At 35.1% G+C, this 24,894-nt stretch carries 32 protein-coding genes; 16 read left to right on the top strand and 16 right to left on the bottom strand.

The genetic code is table 11. The features are described from left to right. Positions 1-128: 128 nt before the first annotated feature. Positions 129-1,967, bottom strand: a complete 1,839-nt coding sequence (gene dsbD, locus CRN91_RS01185) for a protein-disulfide reductase DsbD (protein ID WP_114114634.1) — start codon at positions 1,965-1,967, stop codon at positions 129-131. 167 nt (positions 1,968-2,134) lie between these two features. Between dsbD and CRN91_RS01180 the strand changes: the two genes are divergently transcribed. Next, positions 2,135-3,031, top strand: a complete 897-nt coding sequence (locus CRN91_RS01180; RefSeq protein ID WP_114114633.1) for a DMT family transporter — start codon at positions 2,135-2,137, stop codon at positions 3,029-3,031. 14 nt (positions 3,032-3,045) lie between these two features. On the opposite strand, the gene CRN91_RS01175 is transcribed toward CRN91_RS01180, so the two are convergent. The 6 genes from CRN91_RS01175 to CRN91_RS01150 all read right to left on the bottom strand — a co-directional run bounded on the left by CRN91_RS01175 (position 3,046) and on the right by CRN91_RS01150 (position 8,771). Continuing rightward, the gene (locus CRN91_RS01175; protein WP_114114632.1) at positions 3,046-3,426 is read right to left on the bottom strand and encodes a carboxymuconolactone decarboxylase family protein; all 381 of its coding nucleotides are present in this window, start codon (positions 3,424-3,426) and stop codon (positions 3,046-3,048) included. Between the two features lie 38 nt (positions 3,427-3,464). Further along, positions 3,465-4,934 carry an aldehyde dehydrogenase gene (locus tag CRN91_RS01170; protein ID WP_114114631.1) on the bottom strand — a complete coding sequence of 490 codons (1,470 nt, stop codon included), beginning with the start codon at positions 4,932-4,934 and terminating at the stop codon, positions 3,465-3,467. A gap of 11 nt (positions 4,935-4,945) precedes the next feature. Beyond that, complete coding sequence (locus CRN91_RS01165) at positions 4,946-5,983, bottom strand: LLM class flavin-dependent oxidoreductase (RefSeq protein WP_114114630.1); 1,038 nt, start codon at positions 5,981-5,983, stop codon at positions 4,946-4,948. An 11-nt stretch (positions 5,984-5,994) separates the two neighbouring features. Further along, complete coding sequence (locus CRN91_RS01160; RefSeq protein WP_114114629.1) at positions 5,995-6,942, bottom strand: flavin reductase family protein; 948 nt, start codon at positions 6,940-6,942, stop codon at positions 5,995-5,997. Next, on the bottom strand, positions 6,939-7,778 hold the full coding sequence (locus tag CRN91_RS01155) for an alpha/beta fold hydrolase (RefSeq protein WP_254424951.1): 840 nt from the start codon (positions 7,776-7,778) through the stop codon (positions 6,939-6,941). Before CRN91_RS01155 ends, CRN91_RS01160 begins: the two co-directional genes overlap by 4 nt. A 348-nt stretch (positions 7,779-8,126) precedes the next feature. Beyond that, positions 8,127-8,771, bottom strand: a complete 645-nt coding sequence (locus CRN91_RS01150) for an aspartyl/asparaginyl beta-hydroxylase domain-containing protein (protein ID WP_114114628.1) — start codon at positions 8,769-8,771, stop codon at positions 8,127-8,129. A 49-nt stretch (positions 8,772-8,820) separates the two neighbouring features. Between CRN91_RS01150 and CRN91_RS08645 the strand changes: the two genes are divergently transcribed. Continuing rightward, positions 8,821-8,985: a hypothetical protein gene (locus CRN91_RS08645; RefSeq protein ID WP_168177002.1), complete on the top strand. Its 165-nt coding sequence runs from the start codon at positions 8,821-8,823 to the stop codon at positions 8,983-8,985. Positions 8,986-9,068: 83 nt separating this feature from the next. Here CRN91_RS08645 and CRN91_RS01145 read toward each other — a convergent pair whose 3' ends face one another. Both CRN91_RS01145 and CRN91_RS01140 read right to left on the bottom strand, forming a co-directional pair. After that, entirely contained in the window at positions 9,069-9,455 is a 387-nt protein-coding gene (locus tag CRN91_RS01145) for a toxin-antitoxin system YwqK family antitoxin (RefSeq protein WP_114114627.1), read from the bottom strand. Between the two features lie 14 nt (positions 9,456-9,469). Beyond that, positions 9,470-9,895 carry a plastocyanin/azurin family copper-binding protein gene (locus tag CRN91_RS01140; protein ID WP_114114626.1) on the bottom strand — a complete coding sequence of 142 codons (426 nt, stop codon included), beginning with the start codon at positions 9,893-9,895 and terminating at the stop codon, positions 9,470-9,472. Between the two features lie 82 nt (positions 9,896-9,977). Between CRN91_RS01140 and CRN91_RS01135 the strand changes: the two genes are divergently transcribed. Both CRN91_RS01135 and CRN91_RS01130 read left to right on the top strand, forming a co-directional pair. Then, positions 9,978-10,340 (top strand): hypothetical protein, encoded by a 363-nt coding sequence (locus tag CRN91_RS01135; RefSeq protein WP_114114625.1) that lies wholly within the window; start codon positions 9,978-9,980, stop codon positions 10,338-10,340. Between the two features lie 102 nt (positions 10,341-10,442). Further along, the gene (locus CRN91_RS01130; RefSeq protein ID WP_114116040.1) at positions 10,443-10,811 is read left to right on the top strand and encodes a DUF4174 domain-containing protein; all 369 of its coding nucleotides are present in this window, start codon (positions 10,443-10,445) and stop codon (positions 10,809-10,811) included. 78 nt (positions 10,812-10,889) lie between these two features. Here the strand turns inward: CRN91_RS01130 and grpE are convergent, their stop codons facing one another. Continuing rightward, a complete protein-coding gene (gene grpE / locus CRN91_RS01125; protein WP_114114624.1) occupies positions 10,890-11,435 on the bottom strand; it encodes a nucleotide exchange factor GrpE in 546 nt (181 codons plus the stop codon). A gap of 65 nt (positions 11,436-11,500) precedes the next feature. Between grpE and CRN91_RS01120 the strand changes: the two genes are divergently transcribed. The 11 genes from CRN91_RS01120 (at position 11,501) to CRN91_RS01070 (ending at position 20,890) form a co-directional block, all read left to right on the top strand. Next, a complete protein-coding gene (locus CRN91_RS01120; protein ID WP_114114623.1) occupies positions 11,501-12,319 on the top strand; it encodes an NAD(+)/NADH kinase in 819 nt (272 codons plus the stop codon). A gap of 6 nt (positions 12,320-12,325) precedes the next feature. Further along, positions 12,326-13,987, top strand: a complete 1,662-nt coding sequence (gene recN, locus CRN91_RS01115; RefSeq protein WP_114114622.1) for a DNA repair protein RecN — start codon at positions 12,326-12,328, stop codon at positions 13,985-13,987. Between the two features lie 160 nt (positions 13,988-14,147). Beyond that, positions 14,148-14,489 carry an ATP synthase subunit I gene (locus tag CRN91_RS01110; RefSeq protein ID WP_114114621.1) on the top strand — a complete coding sequence of 114 codons (342 nt, stop codon included), beginning with the start codon at positions 14,148-14,150 and terminating at the stop codon, positions 14,487-14,489. Continuing rightward, positions 14,489-15,313, top strand: coding sequence for a F0F1 ATP synthase subunit A (gene atpB, locus CRN91_RS01105; protein WP_114114620.1), 825 nt, complete (start codon positions 14,489-14,491; stop codon positions 15,311-15,313). Before CRN91_RS01110 ends, atpB begins: the two co-directional genes overlap by 1 nt. Before the next feature lie 25 nt (positions 15,314-15,338). After that, complete coding sequence (gene atpE / locus CRN91_RS01100) at positions 15,339-15,572, top strand: F0F1 ATP synthase subunit C (protein ID WP_020023684.1); 234 nt, start codon at positions 15,339-15,341, stop codon at positions 15,570-15,572. A 36-nt stretch (positions 15,573-15,608) separates the two neighbouring features. Continuing rightward, on the top strand, positions 15,609-16,079 hold the full coding sequence (locus CRN91_RS01095) for a F0F1 ATP synthase subunit B (RefSeq protein ID WP_114114619.1): 471 nt from the start codon (positions 15,609-15,611) through the stop codon (positions 16,077-16,079). Between the two features lie 9 nt (positions 16,080-16,088). Then, a complete protein-coding gene (locus tag CRN91_RS01090) occupies positions 16,089-16,637 on the top strand; it encodes a F0F1 ATP synthase subunit delta (RefSeq protein WP_114114618.1) in 549 nt (182 codons plus the stop codon). A gap of 21 nt (positions 16,638-16,658) precedes the next feature. After that, entirely contained in the window at positions 16,659-18,200 is a 1,542-nt protein-coding gene (gene atpA, locus CRN91_RS01085; protein WP_114114617.1) for a F0F1 ATP synthase subunit alpha, read from the top strand. A gap of 6 nt (positions 18,201-18,206) precedes the next feature. Then, positions 18,207-19,070, top strand: coding sequence for a F0F1 ATP synthase subunit gamma (atpG, locus tag CRN91_RS01080; RefSeq protein ID WP_114114616.1), 864 nt, complete (start codon positions 18,207-18,209; stop codon positions 19,068-19,070). A 23-nt stretch (positions 19,071-19,093) separates the two neighbouring features. Next, positions 19,094-20,473 carry a F0F1 ATP synthase subunit beta gene (atpD, locus tag CRN91_RS01075; protein ID WP_114114615.1) on the top strand — a complete coding sequence of 460 codons (1,380 nt, stop codon included), beginning with the start codon at positions 19,094-19,096 and terminating at the stop codon, positions 20,471-20,473. Next, positions 20,474-20,890: a F0F1 ATP synthase subunit epsilon gene (locus CRN91_RS01070; protein WP_114114614.1), complete on the top strand. Its 417-nt coding sequence runs from the start codon at positions 20,474-20,476 to the stop codon at positions 20,888-20,890. Here the strand turns inward: CRN91_RS01070 and CRN91_RS01065 are convergent. Genes CRN91_RS01065 through rpmH form a run of 6 tightly spaced genes read right to left on the bottom strand, consistent with a single transcriptional unit; the run spans position 20,887 to position 24,106 of the window. Next, positions 20,887-21,192, bottom strand: a complete 306-nt coding sequence (locus tag CRN91_RS01065) for an MGMT family protein (protein WP_114114613.1) — start codon at positions 21,190-21,192, stop codon at positions 20,887-20,889. The two genes, CRN91_RS01070 and CRN91_RS01065, sit on opposite strands and share 4 nt — an antisense overlap. After that, positions 21,189-21,722, bottom strand: a complete 534-nt coding sequence (locus CRN91_RS01060; RefSeq protein ID WP_114114612.1) for a KdsC family phosphatase — start codon at positions 21,720-21,722, stop codon at positions 21,189-21,191. Before CRN91_RS01060 ends, CRN91_RS01065 begins: the two co-directional genes overlap by 4 nt. Positions 21,723-21,731: 9 nt before the next feature. Beyond that, entirely contained in the window at positions 21,732-23,378 is a 1,647-nt protein-coding gene (yidC, locus tag CRN91_RS01055; RefSeq protein ID WP_114114611.1) for a membrane protein insertase YidC, read from the bottom strand. Positions 23,379-23,389: 11 nt separating this feature from the next. Next, on the bottom strand, positions 23,390-23,617 hold the full coding sequence (gene yidD, locus CRN91_RS01050) for a membrane protein insertion efficiency factor YidD (protein WP_114114610.1): 228 nt from the start codon (positions 23,615-23,617) through the stop codon (positions 23,390-23,392). Then, positions 23,617-23,943: a ribonuclease P protein component gene (gene rnpA, locus CRN91_RS01045; RefSeq protein WP_254424950.1), complete on the bottom strand. Its 327-nt coding sequence runs from the start codon at positions 23,941-23,943 to the stop codon at positions 23,617-23,619. Before rnpA ends, yidD begins: the two co-directional genes overlap by 1 nt. Positions 23,944-23,971: 28 nt before the next feature. Then, positions 23,972-24,106 carry a 50S ribosomal protein L34 gene (gene rpmH, locus CRN91_RS01040; RefSeq protein ID WP_082344989.1) on the bottom strand — a complete coding sequence of 45 codons (135 nt, stop codon included), beginning with the start codon at positions 24,104-24,106 and terminating at the stop codon, positions 23,972-23,974. 298 nt (positions 24,107-24,404) lie between these two features. Between rpmH and CRN91_RS01035 the strand changes: the two genes are divergently transcribed. Then, positions 24,405-24,893, top strand: a complete 489-nt coding sequence (locus CRN91_RS01035) for a Smg family protein (RefSeq protein WP_114114608.1) — start codon at positions 24,405-24,407, stop codon at positions 24,891-24,893. Position 24,894: the final 1 nt, after the last annotated feature.

The following is a 24,894-nucleotide window of genomic DNA, read 5'->3' as shown; positions in this document are numbered from 1 at the left end:
TTAGGATATTTGACTGCAAAAGGACCCTAAGGCAAGACTTTTTAATTTTAAATCAGTAAATGAATTTTACCAGCTATTTAGCTCAAAATAGACCCCATTCAATGCATTTAGAAGATATTAGTGCAAATTTATTTGATTTTCTCTAGATGGGTAATAAAATCTTTAGCACTCATTTCCCCAATAATCCTATAAGCCCTTAATTCCTCACCATTTTTAAAAAATAATAGTGCTGGAGGCCCAACAAGTGAGAACCGCGCTAACATTGATTGATTAAAGCGATTATTTTCAGTGACATCAAGTGTAGATCTTAAAGAGCCTTTTAAGACATCCTTAACTAGCTTATTTGAAAAGACAACTCTTTCAAGCTTATTACAAGCAATACACCAGTCAGCATAAAATTTAACGATCAGAAGCTTACTAGTATTTTTAGTTTTAGCTATTTCAGCATTTAGCTGAGCTTCATTTAAAACTGTTTCAAATTCGATACTTTTTGAAGAGCTGATATTTTCACCATAAATTATTGAGTCAATTGGTTGTTGAATATCACCACCCCCTTTTGCAACAAGCGCCCAAAGCAATATTCCATAAATAAATATAATTAAACCAGAAAGTTTAAATAGTAAATCCCATAGTTTAATTGACCTTGTTAGATTTTTAAAGATACCAAGTTTAATAGGAGCATAAGTTAATAAAAGAGCCCAAAAAATAAGTGATAAGAGTGGACTAAGAATTCGATCCAGAAGGAATAGGGCAACAGCTATCATTAGGAAACCAAAAATTCTTTTCACATTTTCCATCCATGGCCCAGCTTTAGGGATTGCATTAACCCCCCACCCACATATGATTATTAATGGAACACCCATCCCCAAGCCCATTGCAAAAAGACTTATTCCACCTTTTAAGGCGCTTCCACCAGCAATAACGTAGCTTAAGGCTGTAGCTAAAAATGGAGTTACACATGGCCCAACAATTAGGGCAGAGAGAAAACCCATGATGCTGACACCAACAAAATTTCCACCATTTTGATTATTGCTAATACTTGTAATTTTGTTTTGAAATTTAGAAGGTAGCTGAATATCATAAAAACCAAACATTGAAAAAGCAAGAACGATAAAAATTAAACTAAAAGTTACTAAAACCCAAGGCGTTTGCATTATTGCCTGAAGATTTATTCCTGCCCCAAAGAATCCTGCAGTAGCACCAATTAAACCATAAGCTACTGACATTGACAGAACAAACACTAATGACATTAAGATAGCTTTAAAATTACTAGGAGCATGCTTCTGCCCAATGATAATTCCAGATAATATTGGCACCATTGGATATACACATGGAGTCCAGGATAAGGCTAGTCCAGCTATAAATGCAGCAATAAATAAAGCTAACCCACCTTGCTGAAACTTTTCTTTAACACTAAGTTCACTAGTAGTTATCTGTTCTAATAAAGGACTGGGGTATGCCTTAGATCCAGTTAAATCAACCTTAATTTGATCACTCTGGGGAGGGTAGCAAACGCCACCATTCCAACAGCCCTGATGATTAATTATTAAATCAATAGGGTTGCTAGTTATATTTTTTAACAAAAGGGTTATTTCTACAGGCGTGTCATAAATATTAACTTCACCAAAAAATTCATCTTCTTTCAGCTTAGCTTTTGGAAAAACCGAACTTTCAATGCTAGCACCCTCTAATGTAAAAGATATTTTATCTCTATAAAGATAATAGTTAGGAGTTATAGCCCATGAGACGCTAATTGTCTTATTATCTAGTTGCCGTGCTTGGAGGTTAAATGCCTGTGAAACTGGGAGAGGATGATTAACATTCAATTGGGCATCATTGGCCAAAATCTGGCTAGAAGACATGGTTTGACTTAGACCCGATTCATCAATAATTATTGAAGTTTCGGCCCAAGTTTGAGAAAAAGGTGCAAGAAAAAAAAGCAGAATAATTGCAAAAAAATGCTTCATAAAATTATTTAAGATTTGATAACCTTAATTATAGTCTAACAACTGTTTGGCTCTTGTTGCGTTTCTTTATTGCCATAAGGGTATTTTGTATAAAATCTATTCTAAATTAACAAGAATATCTATTTTAATTAGTGATCCATTAAGTTAATGAATTTTTGGTGTTTTTTATGAAAAATCTTGCTTTAAGCGCGCGCCTTACGCCATGGTTATTTGTTTTAATTTGGAGTACAGGCTTTGTAGCTGCAAAATATGGCCTTCCATATGCTGAACCTTTTACTTTATTGACTTATCGTAATGGCCTTACATTGATAGTGCTGTTTATATTAATGCAAGCTAATAAGAGTATTTGGCCGAAGTCTGGTTGGGCCTTTATCCACTTAATGGTAACAGGTTTATTAATTCATGGGATTTATCTTGGTGGAGTTTTTCAAGCAATTAAGTGGGATATATCTATTGGCCTTACCGCAATGATCATTGGTCTTCAGCCCCTAGGAATGGCATTGATAGCAGGAGTAATTCTCCATGAGCGTGTTTCAAAGAAACAATGGATGGGTTTGATAATAGGGCTTATAGGGTTATATTTAATTTTATTTGAAAAGGTTGATTTTGCTATTACTGGACTATTTACCAATTATTCTTTTTGGGCGGTTTTAGCTGTTTTTGGATCTCTAGTTGGTATCTCTCTTGGTACTATATATCAAAAGCGATTTTGTAATGACATGGATTTAATTAGTGGGACTCTAGTCCAATATTTTGGTGCTTTTATACTGTGCATTGTTATGTCTTTTTATTTTGAGAATGGCGATATTAATTGGACTAATACATTTATTGTTACCTTAGCCTGGCAGGTGTTTGGGCTTTCAATTGGGGCAGTCCTTCTATTAATGACAATGATCAAGCAAGATGCATCAGCAAGAGTTGGGAGTTATTTTTATTTAGTGCCAGCACTTGTTGCTATACAAGCTTGGTATTTATTTGGGGAAACTATGAACCTTATTTCAATAATTGGAGTTTTATTAATAGCATTTGCAGTAGCTATGACTACCTCTAATAAATCGAGTTAAGACCTCTGCGCATATTAAATCTCTCCAGAATCTTCTAAAACCTTGCGGGCAATTTTGAAACACTCAACACCCTGAGGAACACCACAATATATTGCAATAACATGAAGTATTGATTTAATCTCATCTTTGCTGACACCATTTGTAAGTGCCCCTTTAAGATGTATCTCCCATTCATCCATTTTTCCTAGAGCAGCTATCATTGTTAAATTCATCATAGATCTTGTTTTTTCATTAATTGTATCATCACCCCAGCCAAATCCCCAGCACCATTCTGTCATTTGTTTTTGAAAATCTTCGTTAAAGTCATCAGCTGCTTCTAAATTTTTTTCAACATACTCACTTCCAAGAGTTGCCTTTCTTTTAGAAAGTCCAAGTTCAAATAATTTTTTATCCATTTGTTACTCCTATTAGTTTTGCTTATTTATTGTGCAGATTACCTTATTATAAAAGGGTTACTCATTGGTTCACTTGAGGTATTAATCCATGTTGTTTTAGTTCTAGTATATTCGTGGATTGCATCAACTCCTGCTTCACGACTCCCCCCACTTTGTTTAAATCCTCCAAATGGAGAGATTGGAGAAATCGCTCTATAAGTATTTATCCATACAATCCCAGAATGAATTTGTTGACTTACTCGATGAGCTCTCGCTAGATTTTCTGTAAAAACGCCGGCTCCAAGGCCATATTCAGAATCGTTTGCCATTTCAATTACATCATCTTCTGTATCAAAAGCAATGACACTAATAACTGGAGCAAAGAGCTCAGTTTTTACGCAGTCATATTCCTGACTATGACAATCAAGCATAGTAGGCTCAAAGTACCATCCTTGATGCATGTGTTTTGGAGTGCCCCCACCAAAAATAAGTGTTGCTCCTTGTTTAATAGAATTTTTTATAACAACTGAGGCTCTTTCAACTTGATGTTTTGTTGCTAGGGGGCCAACTTGTGTATTCTCATCCAGAGGATCACCTACGGTAATTAATCTTGCTCGATCTTTAATCTCATTAATGATTTTCTTGTGAATTGATCTCTGTATAAATACTCTTGAGCCAGCAACGCAACTTTGTCCAGATGCTCCAAAATTCCCTGCAATAATAGCATTTACTGCACCATCGATATTACAATCATCGAAAATTAACATTGGTGATTTACCACCAAGTTCAAGACTAACATGTGCAAAATTTTCTGCAGTATTTCTAACTATATGCCTTGCTACTTCGGTACCACCTGTAAAAGCAACCCTTGCAACTTTAGGGTGAGACGTAATGGTGCGACCACAAGGCTCTGCAAAACCGGTAATTATATTTATAACACCAGGTGGAAAGCCACTTTTTTGAACCAGTTCAGCAAATTTAAAAAGCGCTGCAGGAGCCTGTTCCGAAGCTTTAACAACAATAGTATTGCCAGCAGCCAAAGCAGGCGCTATCTTTGTTGCTGATAAAAAAAGTTGAGCGTTCCATGGAACGATTGCAACTACTACCCCAATGGGTTCACGAGTAGTAAAAACCCTCATATTTGGTTTATCTATTGGGAGAACCTCACCTTGAATTTTGTCTGCTAAGCCTGCATAATAATAATAATAATCTGCAACATAGCTGGATTGCGCTTTTGTTTCAGCAGCTAACTTTCCACTATCCATTGTTTCAAGTTCACCTAGCTCGCTTGCGTGTTCTGATATTAGGTCACCAAGTTTATAAATTATTTTGCCTCTTTCAGTTGCTGTAAATTCTGACCATGGGCCTTTATATAAAGCTTCATGCGCGGATTCAATAGCAAGGTTTGACTCTTCTTTAGAGGCAGCTGGAAAAGTTGCCCATGGTTGACCTGTGGCCGGGTTAAGGCTTTCAAAGTGGTTTGATCCAGCGCTAAACTTTCCATTAATATAATGCTTAAAGTGTTTCATTCAATTTCCTTTTAAGTAAATTCTGGCATCACTTTTTCAATAAAGAGCTCTAACGACTTCTTTTTCTTTTCAAAACTCATGCTACTATCAATCCAGTAACTATACTCATCATAGCCAAGATCTTCACAAAATTTAATTCTTTGAATAACTTCATCAGCAGTTCCAATAATGCTGTTTTTACGCATTTTTTCAGGAGAATACATTTCAAGTTTAGACATCTCTTCTTCAGTAAGTTTTTCGATAAGCCCTTGTTCAATTGGTCTTTCATTCTTGAACCATGCGCCAAAATAACAATAGAATCTTGATATATCTTTAGAGCCTTGCACGACCTCCTCTTCACTTTCACCCACAAACGTATGTCGAAGAACCATTATTTTTGGCCTCTGAATTTCTTTAAATTTTTTGCATGAATTATTAAATCTATCCATTAAAGATGAAACTTCATCATCACCAAGCCATAAAGGCGTCACTTGAACATTACATCCCTCTTCAACGGCAAAGTCATGAGAATGTTGGTCTCTTGCTGCAATCCAAATAGGTGGATTAGGTGATTGAAGGGGTTTTGGTGAGCTAGTAGTTTTTGGAAACGACCAATGCTCTCCATCCCCAGTATAGTCACCCTTCCATAAAGCCTTTATAGCGGGTACTATTTCTCTTAAAGCGCTACCAGCTGAAAAGGCATCCATGCCACCTGCAAGCCGATCATATTCGAAGGAGTAGGCTCCTCGAGCAATTCCTATTTCTAATCTTCCATCTGAAATAATATCTGTCATTGCAGCTTCTTCAGCAAGTTTTATTGGGTGCCAAAAAGGGGCAATAATTGTTCCAGTTCCAAGCCTGACATTATTTGTTTTATTTGCTAAATCGGCAATATTGACAAATGGATTAGGGGCAATAGTAAAGTTCATACCATGATGTTCGCCAGTCCATATTGTTTTGAAACCAGACTTATCAGCTATTTGACATAAATCAACAAACTCATCATACAAACGTTTCTGTGACTGTTCCTCATCGATCCTTTCCATTTGTATAAATAAAGAAAAATCCATATTAATAGCCCCTATATATTTTGATTAATTTTAGATATTGCTTCTACTTTGCCTTCACTTTCCTTACCTACAAATATTCCAAAAGCATCCAACTCTCTTTCTTTAATATAGCGTTTAAGCATTATTCTACTCGCTTCATCAGTCAACTGCTTAAAAGGAATTGAATCAAATTCAAAGAATTTACCTGAGGTAACTGAAGACCCATCTTCGACCTGAGCTCGATAATATATTAAACTGGTTTTATCATCACTGTTTTCAAATACTGAAAATAGATAATGGTCTGATATATTAATATTTAGGTTTTCAAGCTTACCAAGGAGGCTTTCATCATCACTTGCTTGACCAAGCCTAGTCGCAGTTGGAAAATATAGAAGGCTTGTTGCTTTATCTTCTAAAAGTAGTATTTTTTTACGCCACTCAATGAGAGCACCCACAAGTATCTTGGTATTCTTATTTTCCATTGCAAGTAACATCTTTTGCTCAAGACTAAGATTAACATAATTACCGCGTAAATAAACTAGTGGAGTTTGCTTGTTGCTATCAAACTCTGCTACTTTTCCAATGAGAATAAAATGATCACCAGCATCTATAAACTGATTTTTAATACAGTCAAACCAGGCAACAGAACCTGAAATAATTGGGCTTCCAGTAGTTTTTTTCTCCCATTTGATATTTTTAAAACGATCATCTTCAGGGCTTGCAAAAGTATTAGAGATGTGTTGTTGATTCTCTGATAGAACACTAACAGCAAAATTCTTCCCTGTAGAGAAAGATTCAATATTAAATGAGGCTTTATCAATACATATTAATATTAATTGAGGATCTAGTGATACTGATGTAAAGGAGTTTGCAGTAAAGCCTATTGGTTTGTCATTTTTGTCTAAAGAGGTAACAATTGTTACTCCAGTTGGAAACGAACCAAGCGCATGTCTTAAGTCTCTAGTTTCTTCTTTCTTCATTGCGTATTATTTTGAGTATTAATAAAAAATTGTTCTATTATTGGATTGACTTTATGCCCAGATATATATGCCATCATATGAGCCTCACCTTTAATAGACTTACTTAAACTGCCAGGTGTTTTTTTTGACATCTGATCAGACATTAGGGCTGTAGAATTTAAATCTTCGCTTCCTGTTAAGTATAGAACAGGAACTTGTATTTCTGAAAGATTATTAATAAAGATTTTGTCTGACAAAGCAAATATTCGATATGCTTCACCATAACCCTTAGGTGATGCATTTTTTAGAATATTTATCACTTTATCAATTTTAATAAGATCTTCAGAGCTAGTTTTATTTTTGAACCAGCGTACTAAAGTTTGATCAATATTAAGTATTTTTTTTGAATTTAAGATGCTTTCAGCTCTCTTTAAAACATCATTACGCGCTTTTTTAGTTCGATTAAATACAATATTTAAAGGAATAAGGGATAGTATTTTGCCAGGATACTTTAAAGAATATGCAATACTTATAATTGCACCCATTGAGTGACCAACTAAAAAAAACTTTGAGATATTAAGACTATTTACTAGATTGTTTAATTGTTCAACATAATCATTGAGTTGAGGCAAATTATTGTTGAGTTGAGTTTGGCCATGACCGAGAAGGTCATATGTCAACACCTGAAATTTTTCTGCAAAATATTCAACCTGAGGTTCCCATATATCAGCACACATTCCAACTCCATGTATAAAAATTAAAGAATGCCCGGAGGTACCATAAGTTTGATATGAAGTTCCATCTCTATTAAAAAGAGTAGGGACATTATTTTGGTGAGTTATTTCCAAGTGAGACACAAGTCAGTCCATTTATAATATCAAAAATCTTTCAGGGCACACACCTTTTTCTCTCACTGCCTGCCGACTTGAGTAATATGAAATATAAAGTATTAAATGTAGTATGTCAAGTTGTAAAAATAAGATATTTTAAGTATTTAAGGTTAAATTTTTATTTAAATATTCTAATTTATTAAAATAAACACCTAAATACGCAGAAAAATGATATTTTTTCGTAAAAATAAGGATTTTATATAGAATAAATAGTATTTTTAAGATAAAAAATAAAAAAATCAGCTTTTATTGTCAATAAATAGCTATTTATTGATAAAAATACCGTTTTATTATACTTTAAGTTAAATATTCAGCTCATGGAGTAAAGTTATGAAGCAGAGCCTTTAATTCATCATTTACAAAGCAGTCCACTACAAGATGATATCGGTCAACACTGCTTTTATTTCTTACTGAATGAGGCTTAGTAACGTCAAGATAGTAATAATGCCCTGTTTTTAAATTTATTTCTTCACCTACTTTATCTTCTTCATTATTGTATAAAGTAAAAATAACATCATTACTAGTTCTAATGGGTATGTGAAGTCGTACAACTTTTTTATTTTTTATATCATTATCAATATTATCAGTATGTTTTTTTAGGGCTTTGCCTGATAGTAGCTTCATAATGCGAATTCTCTCAAAATCACAGGGTAAATTAAAAACTATTTCACATAATGGTTTCATTACTGATTGGTTGCGAAGAGTTGTCCATTGTAATTTTGTATCAACTATTATTTTATTTTTTGTAAACCCTGGTTTGAAAATATCTGATGGGCATGCACCAAATCCATGCAGAGATACCGCTGTCCAAATATTATTATTTTTGTAGGGCTCAATCTGAGTCAATAGCTGAAAGTTCATTTCATCAAGATACATAGCAACACTTGATAAATCCTTCAAATAGGGCGCTATTGGAATTTCATACTTATTGATAGTTTTTTGGTTTGAATTAATTTGCATCTAAATTAAGATTAAAAACCATAGATAATTTATTTTATAATATTTAGTTATGACTCTAGCTAAATATAATACTAAAAATGGCTCTCCAAATGATAGACGAAAGAGAAGATTGGAAGAGCTTCGTGCTAAAAAAAATGATACTATTGAAGAATATTCAATGAGGTCTGATGATGAACTTGATTTTCTAGAAGATGAAGAGATTGAACAAGAATAATCTTTACTTTTCCATTTGGATACTATTTAACATTGTAACTAGTGTTATATTCTTAGCAATTGTAAATTAGGTATAGATTCCTCTTAAATTTTTTCACCTTTTTTATAGACTCTCTCTGATATTATTTGACCATTTTCATTCCATGTGATCCACTTTCCATCTTTTTTCTCTTTTTTAAATCTTCCTTGTTTCAATTTCTGACCATTTTCGTACCAGGAAACCCACATACCCTCATATTCACCGTTAACATCTCTGCTTTCTCTCATTTTTTGGCCACTCTCATACCAATAGGAGTGTTTGCCATGCCATATATTATCTTTAAAAGTTTCCTCTTTTTTTATCTGGCCATTTTCATACCACTCAATCCACTTTCCCTCTTTGTTACCATTAAAAGTACTCCCTTCTTGACGCTTAAGACCATTGTCAAAGTATTTTGTATGAAGTACATTTTTTAGTATTCCTTCTGACATTTATCTGAACTATATTAATTTGATTGTGCAGTTTTTATCAGCCTACCTAAAACTGAATTTGCAACGAAAGACAATTCAACTTTATTAACTTTTTCTAGATTATGAAAATCCTTACCAACAATAATTAGACCCAACATGCCCATATTTAGATGTGGTGTGCAACCATACAAATAAATTCCTGGAGTTTTAAAAAGAACAGAGTGAGACTCGTTCATCTTAGAATTATGTGGAAGAGCATTCATGTTAGGACCAACAAGAAATTCTACATTATGCCCCTCATTCTTTGGAAACCACTCTATAGTGTCTCCAACATCAATAAATGCTACTTCAATGCTATATGAGTCATCTTCGGTAAACTCAATTTTAATAGTTTCTGCTGCAGTAATTTTTGAAACTACTACTAAATTTATAAATATAAATAATGTAATTAAGATTCTCATAAAAGTACCCTTCCAGACTCACTAAAAAATGACCTAATTTAGTTTAAAATTATTCTTCAATCGATTTTAACCTTATTTGCATATGAATTTTTTTTCAGTTACTTATTACGTAGAAAACCAGGAAGAGGTCGATTTTATTACATATGATTTTAATGCAGAAGATTTAGAATCATTAGAGATTCAACTTCAACAAAGTGAAGGGATTTCAAAAAAATGGTGGAAGCATTTCTATACGCAACACTTATCACCCAATGAAACGACTAGCCTTGATGATATAACTGATTGGGGCTATTTTTATATTGAAGATAAAGATGGTAATGTTGTTTTTTGTAATAATGATCAGTATCTTGAGCTACTTCTTAAAGATAAACAAACATTTATTAATAAGTTAATAAAGAAGAATATAACAAATCCAGTAGTTGTTCATCAAAGCAAGAAGAGTTAAATCAAATTGTATTTTGACTAATAGAATCTAGATACAATAAGTACTCTGATGAACAGGATAAAAGTATTGTGCCTATTATTAACTTTGTTAATGTTTCCAATCATGAGTAATTCAAGTGTAAAAATAAATTTAGAAGAATATATTAATTCATTTTCATGGGACAAAAGAATAGTCCTCTTTATTACAAAAGATATTCATTTCATTAATGAAACTGACGATTTTTTTAAAACAAATAGTTGTGAAAATGAAGAAAGAAATTTGAAGTATATTAGAATTGTTGGAGATGATATTAACAAATATATTATTCCAGATAGGTATAAGAATAAATATGGACTTTGGTTAATTGGTTATGATGGTGGAGATAAATCATATTCAAATGACACCTCATTACTAAAAGAGATTCACAATATTATTGATACAATGACAATAAGAAAGATTGAAATGACTGAACAAAATGAAAAATGTAATTAAGGTTTTGTTATAGGATCACTCTTACATTTGCTTCAAACTCTTAAATATATTTAAAATCAATGACTTAAAAGAGTGAATCTACTGAACAACAATAACCATTGCAGGCCTTACTAGTCTTCCATTAAGCGTAAAACCAACCTGTATAACCTCAAGAACAGTATTAGAATCTTTATCAGGCATAGGAACCATTGTCACAGCTTCATGAAGTTCTGGATTAAATTTTTCATCTTTTGGATCTAGTGTTTCAACCCCAAATTTTTCAAGTGTTGAGTTAAAGACTTTATTAGTTAATTCTAGTCCTGTAATAGTATCTTCAAGGGTCGCATTTTCATCAGATGCTGATTTTAAACCCATTGAAAGAGAATCTCTAACCTCTAATAGGGCTTTTACAAAACCATCGAGTGCATATTTGTGAGCATTTTCTAGATCTTTTGAGGTTCGCCTTTTGAGATTTTCCATCTCAGCTTGTGAGCGTAATAATTTGTCCCAATTTTCTTTAACTGAATGTTGAGCTTCTTCTAGCTGAGACTTTAGATCTTCTAATTCTTCAGATCCACTCAATACTTCTTCATTAACCTCAGAAGTAGTATCTTTTTGCGATTTTTGTTCTTTCTTTTTTGTCATTGTTTAATTAAACTAATGTATATTTAAGATGATATTTAGTCACTCTTTAGGATATTTCAAGGCCTATGTTTAATACAATCGGCATTATCTGTAAACCAAATGATTTTACCAGTCAAAAAACTGGTTTGGAGCTTGGTGTGTTTCTTAAACATAAGAAGGTAGTTCTTTTAGAGGACTCCAATGATTTTGAAAAGCAAGCTGATTTAATAATTGTTGTTGGCGGTGATGGTACATTATTAAATACAGCTAGAACTTATGTGGACTTTAACATTCCCATTCTTGGTATTAATCTAGGGAGACTTGGGTTCTTAACTGATGTTTCAGTTGATTCAATGATTACCGTTGTTGGTAATATTTTAGATGGTGAGTTTATCAAGGAAAAAAGATCACTATTAAGTTGTCAAATTGAGCAAAACGGAAAGGTTTTATCAAAAAATTTAGCCTTTAATGAGGTTGTGATCCATCGGAATTTAGCTCCTAGAATGATAGAGTTTGAGCTGCATGTTGATGACGATTTTGTTAATAATCAGCGAGCTGATGGTCTAATCGTTACAACACCGACTGGTTCAACTGCTTATGCATTATCTAGCGGTGGCCCAATAATGCATCCTAGTGCTAATACGATTTGCCTTGTATCAATTAGCCCACATACAATGAGCCATAGGCCGTTTATTCTCCATGGTGAAAGTGAAGTTCTTATTACCCTATTGGATTGTGAGGAGAGTGCTACAGTTAGTTTTGATGCACAGTCCTCAGTAACTGTAACAGAGGGGGCATCAATAAGAGTAAAGCAACATGAAAATTTTGTCCATTTAATTCACCCTAAGGGATATGACTATTTTGAGATTATTCGCTCAAAGCTTCATTGGGGACAGAAGGTATAAAAATCTATGCTTGATCAATTGTCTGTTAAAAACCTAGTTGTTGTTGAAGACTTAAGTATCGAGTTTAATACTGGAATGACTGTTGTAACGGGTGAAACAGGTGCTGGAAAATCAATATTAATTCAAGCATTAAATCTTGTTACTGGAGGTCGCTCTGATTCTTTGCTGGTTAGAAAAGGTAAGGATAAAGCTGAAATAGTAGCAACATTTATTCTTGGTGGTAATAAAGCTCTTCAGACATTATTAGAGAGTCTTGACCTTGAAAGTGATGATGAGTGCATTCTAAGAAGAGTAATAAGCGCGGATGGTAAGTCTAGATCTTATGTAAATGGCTCTAATGTTCCATTATCGATTTTAAAAGACATTGGAAGCTATTTAATTGATATGCATGGTCAAAATGAGCATCAACTCTTACTTAGAAATAATCAGCATCGAATCTTACTAGATGATTACGCTGGAACTAAAAGCTTATGTCAAGAAATAAATATAATTGTCCATAATTTTAAAAAAATAAAAGATGAGATTTCTAACTTAAAAAACAATAATGAAAATTTGTCATCTAAAAAAGAATTTCTCAATCATCAACTAAATGAGCTAGAGCAGCTAGATATGACCCAAGAAGAGCTCGATAGCATTGAAGATGATTTTAAAGTTTCTCAGAATGCAAGTTTATTAGTGGAAAAAATCTCAAGGATTTTAGAATCTTTAGATCATGATTCTGGAGTGAATAATATTTTAATAGAAGGCGAAAGTGTTATTGGTGAATCTATGGAGTATGACAATCGTCTTGATTCAATTCAGTCTCTATTATCAAGCGCACAGGTTCAGATTCAAGAAAGTATTTATGACTTATCAGACTACCTCAGTAAGATAAGTAGCTCAGAAGATAATTCTTCAGAGCTTGCAATCAGAATTAATATTCTTCATGATCTTGGTCGAAAGCATAGTTGTCAAATTAAAGAGCTTCTTAAAATTAAGTCTAGCTTAGAAGAAAAACTTGATGGAATAGATTCTTCTTCAGAAATGCTAGATGAGTTAATTAATAAGCAGGATAAAATTGAAAAAGATTACTATAAAAAATCAAAAATATTAACTTCAAAAAGATCCACCGCAAGCAAATCTCTTTCAAAAAAAGTTACAGAGTTAATGCAAAATCTTGGCATGCCTGGCAGTGAGGTTCTTTTTCATCTTAGTTCACCTAGCCAATCAATTCAACTAAATGGTGAAGAAGAGATTGTAATAAAGGTTAAAACAAATACTGGACAAGATCTAAAGCCGCTAAATAAAGTTGCATCTGGAGGTGAGCTTTCAAGGATTTCACTAGCACTTTCAGTTGTTACTAGTAAGACTGAACTTACGCCTTCGATAGTCTTTGATGAGGTAGATGTTGGGATTAGTGGATCAGTTGCAGAAATTGTTGGGCAGATGCTGAAACAACTATCAGCAAGGTATCAGGTCATTTGTGTCACCCATCTTGCTCAAGTTGCAGCTCAAGGAAAGGAACATATGAAGGTAGTTAAAATTCAGAGAAATGGAGCAACATTCACAGAAGTTACAAATCTTAACCCGCTTCAAAGAACAGATGAAGTGGCCAGAATTCTCGGAGGCATTAAGGTTAGTGATAAGACAAAAATGGCTGCTGAAGAAATGATTAAATCAAGTGCTTAATTATTTTTTAAATTAGCGTTTCAGTTAATTTAATACCTTAAATATTGTTCTTTAGTTTATTTGGCTTTTAAGTAAATAATTTGTACTTAGATGACTTGACTATTTGTTAGTAAATTGTATAATATTGCCTTTGTATATAGTCAGGGTGGTTAGTGAAAAAGTGATACCAAAAAGCTCACTTATTCAATACACTCTACTCGCTCTAATTGTTTTAGCATATTCCATTTATGGTTTTGGATTTGCCGCTCTTTACGGAGCAATAGTTAGCTTGAGTAACACCTGGATTTTTGACTGGTATACAAATAAACAAAAAGCATTGGTTAACGCTGATGCCCAAAAGAGTTTTAGAATGGCAATTAATAGTAGTGTAATAAGAACACTTGCTTTAATCCTTCTTGCTTTAATTGGGCTTAGTTTATTAAAGCTTGAACCATCAGCTCTTTGTTTGAGCTTGGTTTTAGGACAAATTGGATTTATTTTAGATAGGTTAAGGCAAAAATAATGGCAAGTGGAGAGCTTACATCAAGTGCTTATATTAAGCACCATTTACAAAATTTAACATACGGAAAGTTTCCAGATGGTCATTGGGGCTTTGCTCATAGTGCTGCAGAAGCTAAAGAAATGGGCTTTATGGCGTTTCATGTTGATACTTTAGGAGTCTCTTTTGTTCTAGGCGCACTTTTTTTATTCTTTTTTGCTAGGGCTGCAAAGCGTGCTTCGATTGATGCACCCAGTGGATTTCAGAATTTTGTAGAAAGTATTGTTGATTTTATTGATGAGAATGTTCGTGGCTCTTTTAGTGGTAAAAATCCAATGGTTGCTCCCCTCGCCCTTACAACATTCATTTGGATAGTGCTAATGAACACAATGGATTTAGTCCCTGTTGATTGGCTACCTACACTTTTTGCTGCAATGGGTGTGGAGTATTTAAAGGTTGTTCCAACGACAGATCCTAATGCAACCTTTGGGATGTCGATAGGTATATTTATTTTAATCCTTTACTATAGTGTTAAGGAAAAAGGACTTGGTGGATTTGCTGGCGAACTGACTTTGCATCCTTTTGGAAAGTGGATGCTTCCAGCTAACTTATTTTTAGAAGGAGTGAATTTACTGGCTAAACCAGTTTCACTTGCATTACGTTTATTTGGAAATATGTATGCAGGTGAGATGATCTTCATTCTAATTGCACTGTTGCCGTTTTGGATACAGTGGAGCCTGTCTTTACCGTGGGCTATTTTTCATATCTTAATAGTTTTACTTCAGGCATTTATTTTTATGACCTTAGTAATTGTATATATGGATATGGCACACCAAAAAGAGCATTAATTTTTTTTATAAGTAGGAGTAAAAAATGGAACAAAGTATATTATTTTTAGCAGGATCTATTTTGATGGGTCTAGGTGCATTAGGCGCTGCTGTAGGTATCGGTATTCTTGGTGCTAGATTTATTGAAGGTGCTGCACGTCAACCGGAACTTATTCCAATGTTAAGAACGCAAATGTTTATCGTTATGGGCCTTGTTGATGCGGTACCTATGATTGCAGTAGGTATATCAATGTATATCTTATTTGCAGTTGCTGGATAAATTTGCATTCTTTTTAATTAACAAGGGTATTACGCTATGAATATTAACCTAACGCTGATTGGACAAACAATTATGTTCGCCATGTTTGTTTGGTTCTGTATGAAGTTTGTTTGGCCACCACTCGTTGAAGCAATGCAAGCTCGTAAAAAAGCAATTGAAGATGGATTAAAAGCTGCTGAGCTTGGAAAAGAAGAGCACGCACTTGCCCAAAAAAATGCTGAAGAGCTAATTGAAAGTACCAAAAATAAAGCGGCAGAAATTATTGCTAATGCTGACAAACAAGCAAATGTAATGATAGATACTGCTAAAGGTTTAGCTTCTGAAGAGGCAGAAAAAATCAAAGCTCATGCCAAGTCTGATCTAGATCAAGAGGTAGTGAAGGCGCGTAACGAGCTTAAAAATCAAGTGTCTAGTTTGGTCATGCAGGGAGTCAACTCCGTATTAGAAAAAGAGGTTGATTCTAAGGCCCATAAAGATATGCTTTCAAAGCTTTCTCAATCACTATAGGAAGCGGCGATGGAATTATCGACAATTGCCAAGCCATACGCTCAAGCGATTTTTGAAATTGCTGGTCAAAGTAATAATGTCTCAGATTGGAGTGGTTTTTTAGCCGCTGCTAGTGCTATTATGTCTGATAAAAATACAAAGGCATTTATAGCTTCTCCAGGCAAAAGTATGAGTCAAAAATTTGATTTGATTTCTGCTCTAATAGCTAAGACAAACGCACGTGTTCTAAGTCAACAAGAGGCTGCATTTATAAATCTTATCTTAAGCAATGATCGCTCAACTGCTCTTAGCAGTATTGCCGATGCTTTTGAGTCAGCTGTATCTAACGCTAACAAGAGTAAGAATTTCAAAGTTATTAGTGCATTTGAGTTAAGTGACGCAGAACAAAAGGCAATTGTTGAGAATTTGACAAGTAAACATAAAACAACTGTATCAGTTGAAACTGAAATTGATAAGACTCTTAAAGGTGGGGTTATTATCAAAGAAGGTGACAAAGTAATTGATACATCAATAAAGGCAAGGGTTGACGCTTTAGGCGTTTCTTTGTCTGTAAATTAATTTTATATAGAGAGGTTTGTTATGCAATTAAACGCTTCTGAAATCAGTGATTTAATTAAAAAAGAAATAGAGGGCTTTGATTTTTCAGCAGAAGCTCGTACAGAAGGCACAGTAATAAGTGTTAGTGATGGAATCGTTCGAATTCATGGTTTAGCAGATGCTCAATTTGGTGAGATGCTTGAGTTTCCAGGAAATACTTTTGGTTTGGCTCTTAACCTAGAACAGGATTCTGTTGGTGCAGTTGTATTGGGTGATTATCTTCACATTTCAGAAGGTGATACTGTTAAGTGTACAAATCGAATTATGGAAGTCCCAGTTGGTAATGAGTTACTTGGTCGTGTTGTTAACCCTCTTGGAGTTGATCTCGAAGGAAAAGGTGAGATCAAAACAGCTGTTACTCGCCCAATCGAAGTTGTTGCCCCAGGTGTAATTGAAAGACAATCAGTTGATCAGCCAATTCAAACAGGAATTAAGGCGATTGATGCAATGGTTCCAATTGGACGTGGTCAACGTGAACTTATTATTGGTGATCGTCAAACTGGAAAAACTGCTGTTGCAATTGATGCCATTATTAACCAAAAAGGGACCGGTGTTAAATGTATATATGTCGCTATTGGACAAAAGGCTTCTTCAATTGCTACTGTTGTTAGAAAACTAGAGGAACATGGCGCATTAGAGCATACTATTATTGTTGCAGCGTCAGCATCTGATTCAGCAGCCCTTCAATATATTGCTCCTTACGCTGGATGTGCAATGGGAGAGTATTTTAGAGATCGTGGTGAAGATGCACTAATTGTTTATGATGACTTAACTAAACAAGCATGGGCTTATCGCCAAGTATCACTTCTTTTAAAGCGCCCACCTGGACGTGAGGCTTATCCGGGAGATGTATTCTATCTGCACTCTCGTTTATTAGAGAGAGCATCACGAGTAAACGCTGAGTATGTTGAAAAAGTAACTAATGGTGAAGTAAAGGGAAAGACAGGTTCATTAACAGCTCTTCCTATCATTGAGACTCAAGCTGGAGATGTATCTGCATTTGTTCCAACAAATGTAATTTCTATTACAGATGGACAAATTTTCTTGGAGACAGACTTATTTAATTCAGGAATTCGCCCAGCTATTAATGCAGGTCTTTCAGTTTCTAGGGTTGGTGGTGCAGCGCAAACTAAAGCAATTAAAAAGCTTGGAGGTAGTATCCGTCTTGACTTAGCACAGTATCGTGAATTAGCAGCCTTTGCTCAGTTTGCATCTGACCTTGATGCAGAAACTAAAGCGCAGATTGATAGAGGAATTCGTGTGACTGAATTAATGAAACAGGCACAGTATTCACCTCTAAATGTTGCTGAAACGGCAACCTCACTTTTTGCAGCTAACTCTGGTGCACTTGATGATGTTGAGGCAAATAAGGTTGTTGCATTTGAAGCAGCACTTCTTGCTTATATGAACACAAGCCAGACAGAATTGATGACTACTATTAATGAATCTGGTGACTACAGTGATGATATAGCAGCAAAACTTCAGGCTGCTATAGATGACTTTAAAGCTAATAATACTTGGTAGAAAGATATGGCAGTAGGTAAGGAAATTAGAACACAAATCGCGAGTATTAAAAATACTCAGAAGATTACTTCGGCCATGGAAATGGTTGCAGCTTCTAAGATGAAAAAGGCACAAGATAGAATGCTTGCTTCTCGACCTTATGCTGAAAAAATTCTTAATGTTATTGGACATCTGACTCATGCTAACTCTGAGTTTAAGCATCCATATATGACATCTTCAGAAGAAAAAAAGCGTGTAGGAATTATTGTTATCTCTAGTGATAGAGGTCTTTGTGGTGGTTTAAATACTAACTTATTTAGAAGCCTTTTGAAAGATATAGCAACTTTGCAATCAGATAAAGTTGAGGTTGAACTTTGTACGATTGGTAAAAAAGCGACTTCATTTTTTAAAAATACTGGACTTAAAATTAACTCTATTCTTACTGATATTGGTGACAAGCCTCAATTTGATGATCTCTTAGGCACTATTAAAGTAATGCTTGATCGTTATGATTCAGGCGACATTGATCAGATTATGATTGCTTATAATAGTTTTGCAAGTGCAATGACGCAAGTGCCAACTGTTAAGCAAATTGTACCAATGGAAGTTACTGATGAAAAAAGTAAGGATCACCATTGGGATTACATATATGAACCAGATGCAGAGAGTGCGTTGAGCGCCCTGCTTGTGAGGTATATCGAAGCATTAGTGTATCAAGGAATTGTAGAAAATATTGCTTGTGAGCAATCTTCTAGAATGATTGCGATGCACAGCGCAACAGAAAATGCTGGTGATATGATTGATGACTTACAATTAATTTATAACAAGGCAAGGCAGGCAGCTATTACTCAAGAAATCTCTGAGATTGTAGCCGGTGCTGCTGCTGTTTAAAGATTTAAAATAAGGAAAAGCAAATGAGTATAGGCAAAATTACACAAATTATTGGAGCGGTTATTGATGTTGAGTTTCCATCTGATTCAATACCTAAAGTTTACAATGCACTTCATGTCACTAAAGCGAACCTTACATTGGAGGTTCAGCAACAGCTTGGTGATAATGTCGTTAGAACTATCGCTATGGGTGGATCTGAAGGACTTCAGCGAGGTCTAGAGGTAACTAACACTGGTAAGGCAATTACTGTCCCAGTTGGCACTAAGACACTTGGACGTATTATGAATGTCCTTGGAGAGCCAATTGATAATGCCGGTGAAATTGGTCAAGAAGCTGATTGGGAAATTCATCGTTCGGCCCCTGCATATGATGAGTTAGCTCCTGCAACAGAATTACTTGAAACAGGAATTAAGGTAATTGATTTAGTTTGCCCATTTGCAAAAGGCGGTAAGGTAGGACTTTTTGGTGGAGCTGGTGTTGGAAAGACAGTAAATATGATGGAGCTTATTAGAAATATTGCCATCGAGCACTCAGGCTATTCAGTATTTGCAGGCGTTGGTGAGAGAACCCGTGAAGGTAATGACTTCTATCATGAAATGAAGGACTCTAATGTATTAGACAAGGTGTCGCTAGTTTATGGACAGATGAATGAGCCTCCGGGAAACAGACTTCGTGTTGCACTTACTGGACTTACAATGGCTGAATATTTCCGTGATGAAGGACGTGACGTTCTTTTATTTATTGATAATATTTACCGTTATACGCTTGCTGGAACAGAAGTTTCTGCACTTTTAGGGCGTATGCCATCTGCGGTTGGTTATCAGCCTACACTTGCATCTGAAATGGGTGCACTTCAAGAAAGAATTACTTCCACTAAAACTGGCTCTATTACTTCGATTCAAGCGGTGTATGTTCCTGCAGATGACTTAACTGACCCTTCTCCAGCTACAACATTTGCTCACTTGGATGCGACTGTAGTTCTGTCTCGCCAAGTTGCTGAGCTTGGTATTTATCCTGCTGTAGACCCGCTTGATTCAACTTCTCGTCAGCTTGATCCTCTAGTTGTTGGACAAGAACACTATGATGTTGCTAGAGGAGTTCAGGGCGTACTTCAGCGTTATAAAGAATTGAAAGATATTATTGCGATTCTTGGTATGGATGAGCTATCTGAAGAAGATAAGCAAACCGTTTCTCGCGCTCGTAAGATCCAAAAATTCTTATCACAACCGTTCTTTGTTGCAGAGGTATTTACTGGATCTCCTGGAAAGTATGTATCTTTGAAGGACACTATTTCTGGTTTTAAAGCTATTCTTGATGGTGAGCATGACGCAATACCTGAACAAGCATTCTATATGACCGGATCTATCGAAGAAGTTAAAATAAAGGCGTCGGAGGCATCGTAAATGGCAGTAATACATGTTGATGTAGTTTGCGCAACTGAGGAGATATACTCAGGGGAGGCAAAGTGTGTGTTTGCGCCAGCTACAATGGGTGAGATCGGCGTGTACCCTATGCATGTTCCTTTGATAAGTACTCTTAAACCCGGTGAGGTGAGAGTAGAAACAGAGAATGGCGTTGAGTCTATTTTTGTTTCTGGAGGTATCATTGAGGTTCAGCCTGATACCGTTACAATATTTTCTGATACAGCAATTCGTGCAGATGACTTAGATGAGTCAAAGGCTCTTGAAGCGAAAAAGCGTGCTGAAGAAGCGATGTCTAATTCTCAGACGGAACAAGATATTTCAACTACTCAAGCGGCGCTCGCTGAGTCAATGATGCAGCTTCAAATGATCTCTAAGATGAGAGGGAAAAAGCGCTAAGGCGCTTTAAAGAGCACAGACTGAAAATTTACAATCCTGTTATTCGCAACTTCCACGCCTTCTTCATGAAGGCGTTTTATTTTGAGATGGATATCATCTGCAAAACCCCCAAGATCTCCATTTGATTTAACTACTCTGTGACAAGGTACTTTTGGAGCAAATGGATTTTTATTCATAGCATTTCCAACTGCTCGATGAGCTAAAGGTCGGCCTATCATTGTAGCAAGACCCCCATATGAAATTACTTTCCCTGGAGGAATTTTTTTTAAGGCCTCATAACACTGAGATTGAAAGGGTGTCATTTTATAAAAGTTTGTATTAAGTCATCATATTTATTTTGCGATTTCAGTATGAAGTTGCATACTTCTCGAACTGCTCCATCACCTCCCCTCTTTTCAGTAACTAGAAGCGCATAATCCTTTACGATATCTTGAGCATTTGAAACAGCAATCGGAAGCGCAATCTTTGTCATAACAGGAAGATCAATAATGTCATCTCCAACATATGCAGACTCACTTAAACCAATCGATAATTTTTCGGTTAAATCTTTTAGAGCAATGCTTTTATCAAGGACGCCATGATAATGATGTTTGACCCCCAAACCATCAAGTCTATGCGCTGCTGACTTTGTACTTCGTGCAGTAATTACTGCAACCTCAATTCCAGATAATTGGAGTAATTTAATACCAAGACCATCTTGTGAATCAAATTTTTTATGCTCTACTCCATCATCGTTAAAATAGATGCCGCCATCAGTTAAAACACCATCAACATCAAGTATTAAAAGTTTGATTCCTTTAGCAATACTTTCAGCTTTTTTATTTGATTTCATTAAGCGAAGTTATCCGTTAATTTTTTTGTTAATGTAAACTTGTTGAGCTATTGATAGAACATTATTTGTAACCCAATACAATACTAATCCTGAAGGGAACCATAAGAAAAATACAGTAAATACAACTGGTAACATCATCATTATTTTTGCTTGAATTGGATCTGCAGGTGGTGGGTTGAGTCTTTGTTGGAACCACATGGATGCACCCATAATTAATGGTAATATAAAGTATGGGTCTTTTGCAGCAAGGTCTGGTAAATATAAAAATGGAGTTTGTCTTAGCTCAACCATTTCAATTAGAACCCAATATACAGAAATGAAAACTGGAATTTGGACAAGAATAGGAAGGCAACCTGCAGCTGGATTAATTTTTTCTGTTTTGTAAAGCTCCATGGTTTTTTTACCAATTTTTTGTTTATCACCCTCATACGTTTCTTTGATTTTCTGAAGCCTTGGCGCCAGTTTTTTCATTCCTGCCATTGAGCGGAATGATTTCTCAGAGAGCTTATAAAAAGCAAGCTTAATAGCTAAGGTCAAGAGGACTATAGAAATAGCCCAGTTTTGAACAAAACTGTATATCCAATGGAGAAATACTGATAATGGTTTCGCTACAATAAATAGGAATCCATAGTCCACAGTTTTATCAAGGCCTGGAGCAAGTAACTCGAGACGAACATGTTCTTTTGGTCCAATATAGAGCTGATTTTTCCCAAGTGTTGAAGATGAGCCAGCCAGAATTCTTTGACTTGGATTAACCGTTGTTAGGAGATAATTATCTCTGCTAGTTTTAGTTGAATAAGTGTGTTTCTCATTTTCAGAAGGTATCCATGCTGCAAAAAAGTAATGCTGAATCATCGCTGCCCAACCACCTAATGAAGTTGTTTTAGGGTTAGAATCAAACTCATCAAAATCAATTTTTTCAAAAACCTCTTCATCATTGTATATTGCGCCACCATTAAAGTTTTGCATACCCATAGCAAAACCACTGGATTCTATTAAGTTCCCATGAGCTAGTTGCGTGTAACTACTTACTGTTTTATCTTCATTACTATTATTAGTGACATCATAATCAACTTCAATAATGTAGCTGTTAGGTTTAAAGTGATAATTTTTTGTAACCTGGATGCCATTATCTCCAGTCCAGCTTAGAGGAACAATCAATTCACTATCACCTTCTAGAAAATACTCTTTTCTGTTAGAGGTAAATTTAGATTGATGTGTTGGCATTTGATCAGCCGGTATTAGACCGCTCTGAGCATGAAAAATACTACCTGCAGAGTTGCTAAGTAATTGAAATCTTTCTTCCGAATTTAACTCATTTGGATAATCATTTAAATAAGCGTTAATTATAGTTCCGCCTTTATGAGAAATTTCGACAGTTAAAAGGTCAGTAACAACTGTGGTGAAAGCGCCTTGAATGTTACTACCACTTTCCATTATTGGAGCGTTATCTTCAATTGTAGATTCTGAAACAAGTGGAACATCGCTTGCCTTGGGAATATCAATTGCATCATCTTGAGAGTCAACACCAACTATAGCTGTCTTGGATACTACATTTCCATTGGCATCAACAGCTTGAGTAATCTCCCACTTATCCCATAGAATAAATATAGTTAAGAAAATTGCAACAAAGAGAAAGATTTTTTGAGTATTCATTAGTTTAACTATTAGTTATTCAAATTATTTTTTGGAACTGGATCAAATTTGGCTTCAGTCCAGGGGTGGCATTTACTTATTCTTTTTGCACCTAGCGCAACCCCTTTTATTGCCCCATGATATTTTATTGCATCAAAAGTATATTCTGAACATGAGGGAATATGACGGCAGTTATTGCCCAGTAATGGACTAATAAGCCACTGGTAAAGTTTAATAAATGGCAGAAGAATGTACTTCATTAAATTTTAGTTCTGCTTTTAGTATCTTTCATCAACTTAAGAAGATCTTTTGTTATTAATGCATTATTGATAGTCACTGTTTTTTTAACCATAATAATAAAGTCAAGCGCCTCCAATTCATTTCTACTCTTTCTAAAGGCTTCTCTTGCTAAACGCTTAAAAAGGTTTCTATCAACCGCTCTTTTGAAAATCTTTTTGGATATAGCAAGACCTAACCGAGAACTAGAGTTTCCTGAATCACTCACTATTAGTTTCCAATACTTACTTTGTGAATGTGTACCATTTTGAAAAATGTCAGCATAATCACTAGCTTTCGTTATGCGCACACATTTAGCGAGCGAGCTCGTCATGATATTAAGCGGCTAAGCGTTTGCGCCCTTTTTTTCTTCGAGCACTTAATATAGCGCGTCCAGAACGAGTCTTCATTCTAGCTCTGAAGCCATGGTTGCGCTTGCGTTTGAGTACGCTTGGTTGGAATGTTCTTTTCATATTGAATATCTACTAACAAAAAATTGGTGAAATTTTACCACAATTGGTCTAGCGAGGTTTATTTGTTAAATTTGTGTGTTTAAGTTTATTCCAGAGTTAATTAGCCCCAATCTTTATAAAGATGTGGATAATGTCAGATAAATAACTAACTAATTCATATACAGTTCAGTAGCAACTCAAAAAAAGTGGTTGAAAAAAAAATACTCGCCCACAAGTAGTAATTATTCTATCCCTCCCTTTTTATTGGGAGTACTGTATGGATTGTTTTGTGATAAATGTATTAATTTGAAGAGGCTATATGACTAATAATATTCTTGATGTTCTCACCTTTATGTTTGATTTCCTTTTTGAGTCTGCTGAGCAAGATTCATCTCAAGAGCTGGATGATGATCTTTTAAAGTCTCATTTATCAGACGCTGGCTTTGATTCTGATCGCATCGAAAAAGCCCTCGTTTGGTTGGAGAATATTGCAGCTCTCCAAGATGGCAAGATTGCAAGTTTTGATACGCTTCATAATTCAATGCGCATATATAGTCAACATGAAAAAAGTAAGCTTGATGCTAAGGCTAGGGGTTTTATAATGTTCATGGAAAACATGGGCCAACTTAATGCTAGCCAAAGAGAAATAGTAATTGACCAGGTGATGTCTCTTGAAGATTCCAAACTTACCATTGATGATTTGAAGTGGGTTGTTATGATGGTAATTGGAAATAGTGCTGAGGCTGGTGTGCCTTCACAGTGGATTGAATCTATTGTGTTTAATGATGATAACCCTACTTTTCAGTAGG

The sequence above is a fragment of the Candidatus Thioglobus sp. NP1 genome (assembly GCF_003326015.1).
In the GTDB taxonomy this organism is placed as follows: Bacteria; Pseudomonadota; Gammaproteobacteria; order PS1; family Pseudothioglobaceae; genus Pseudothioglobus; species Pseudothioglobus singularis_A.
The sequence above is the reverse complement of the archived record's forward strand: the minus strand, read 5'-3'. Positions and strand labels throughout refer to the sequence as shown.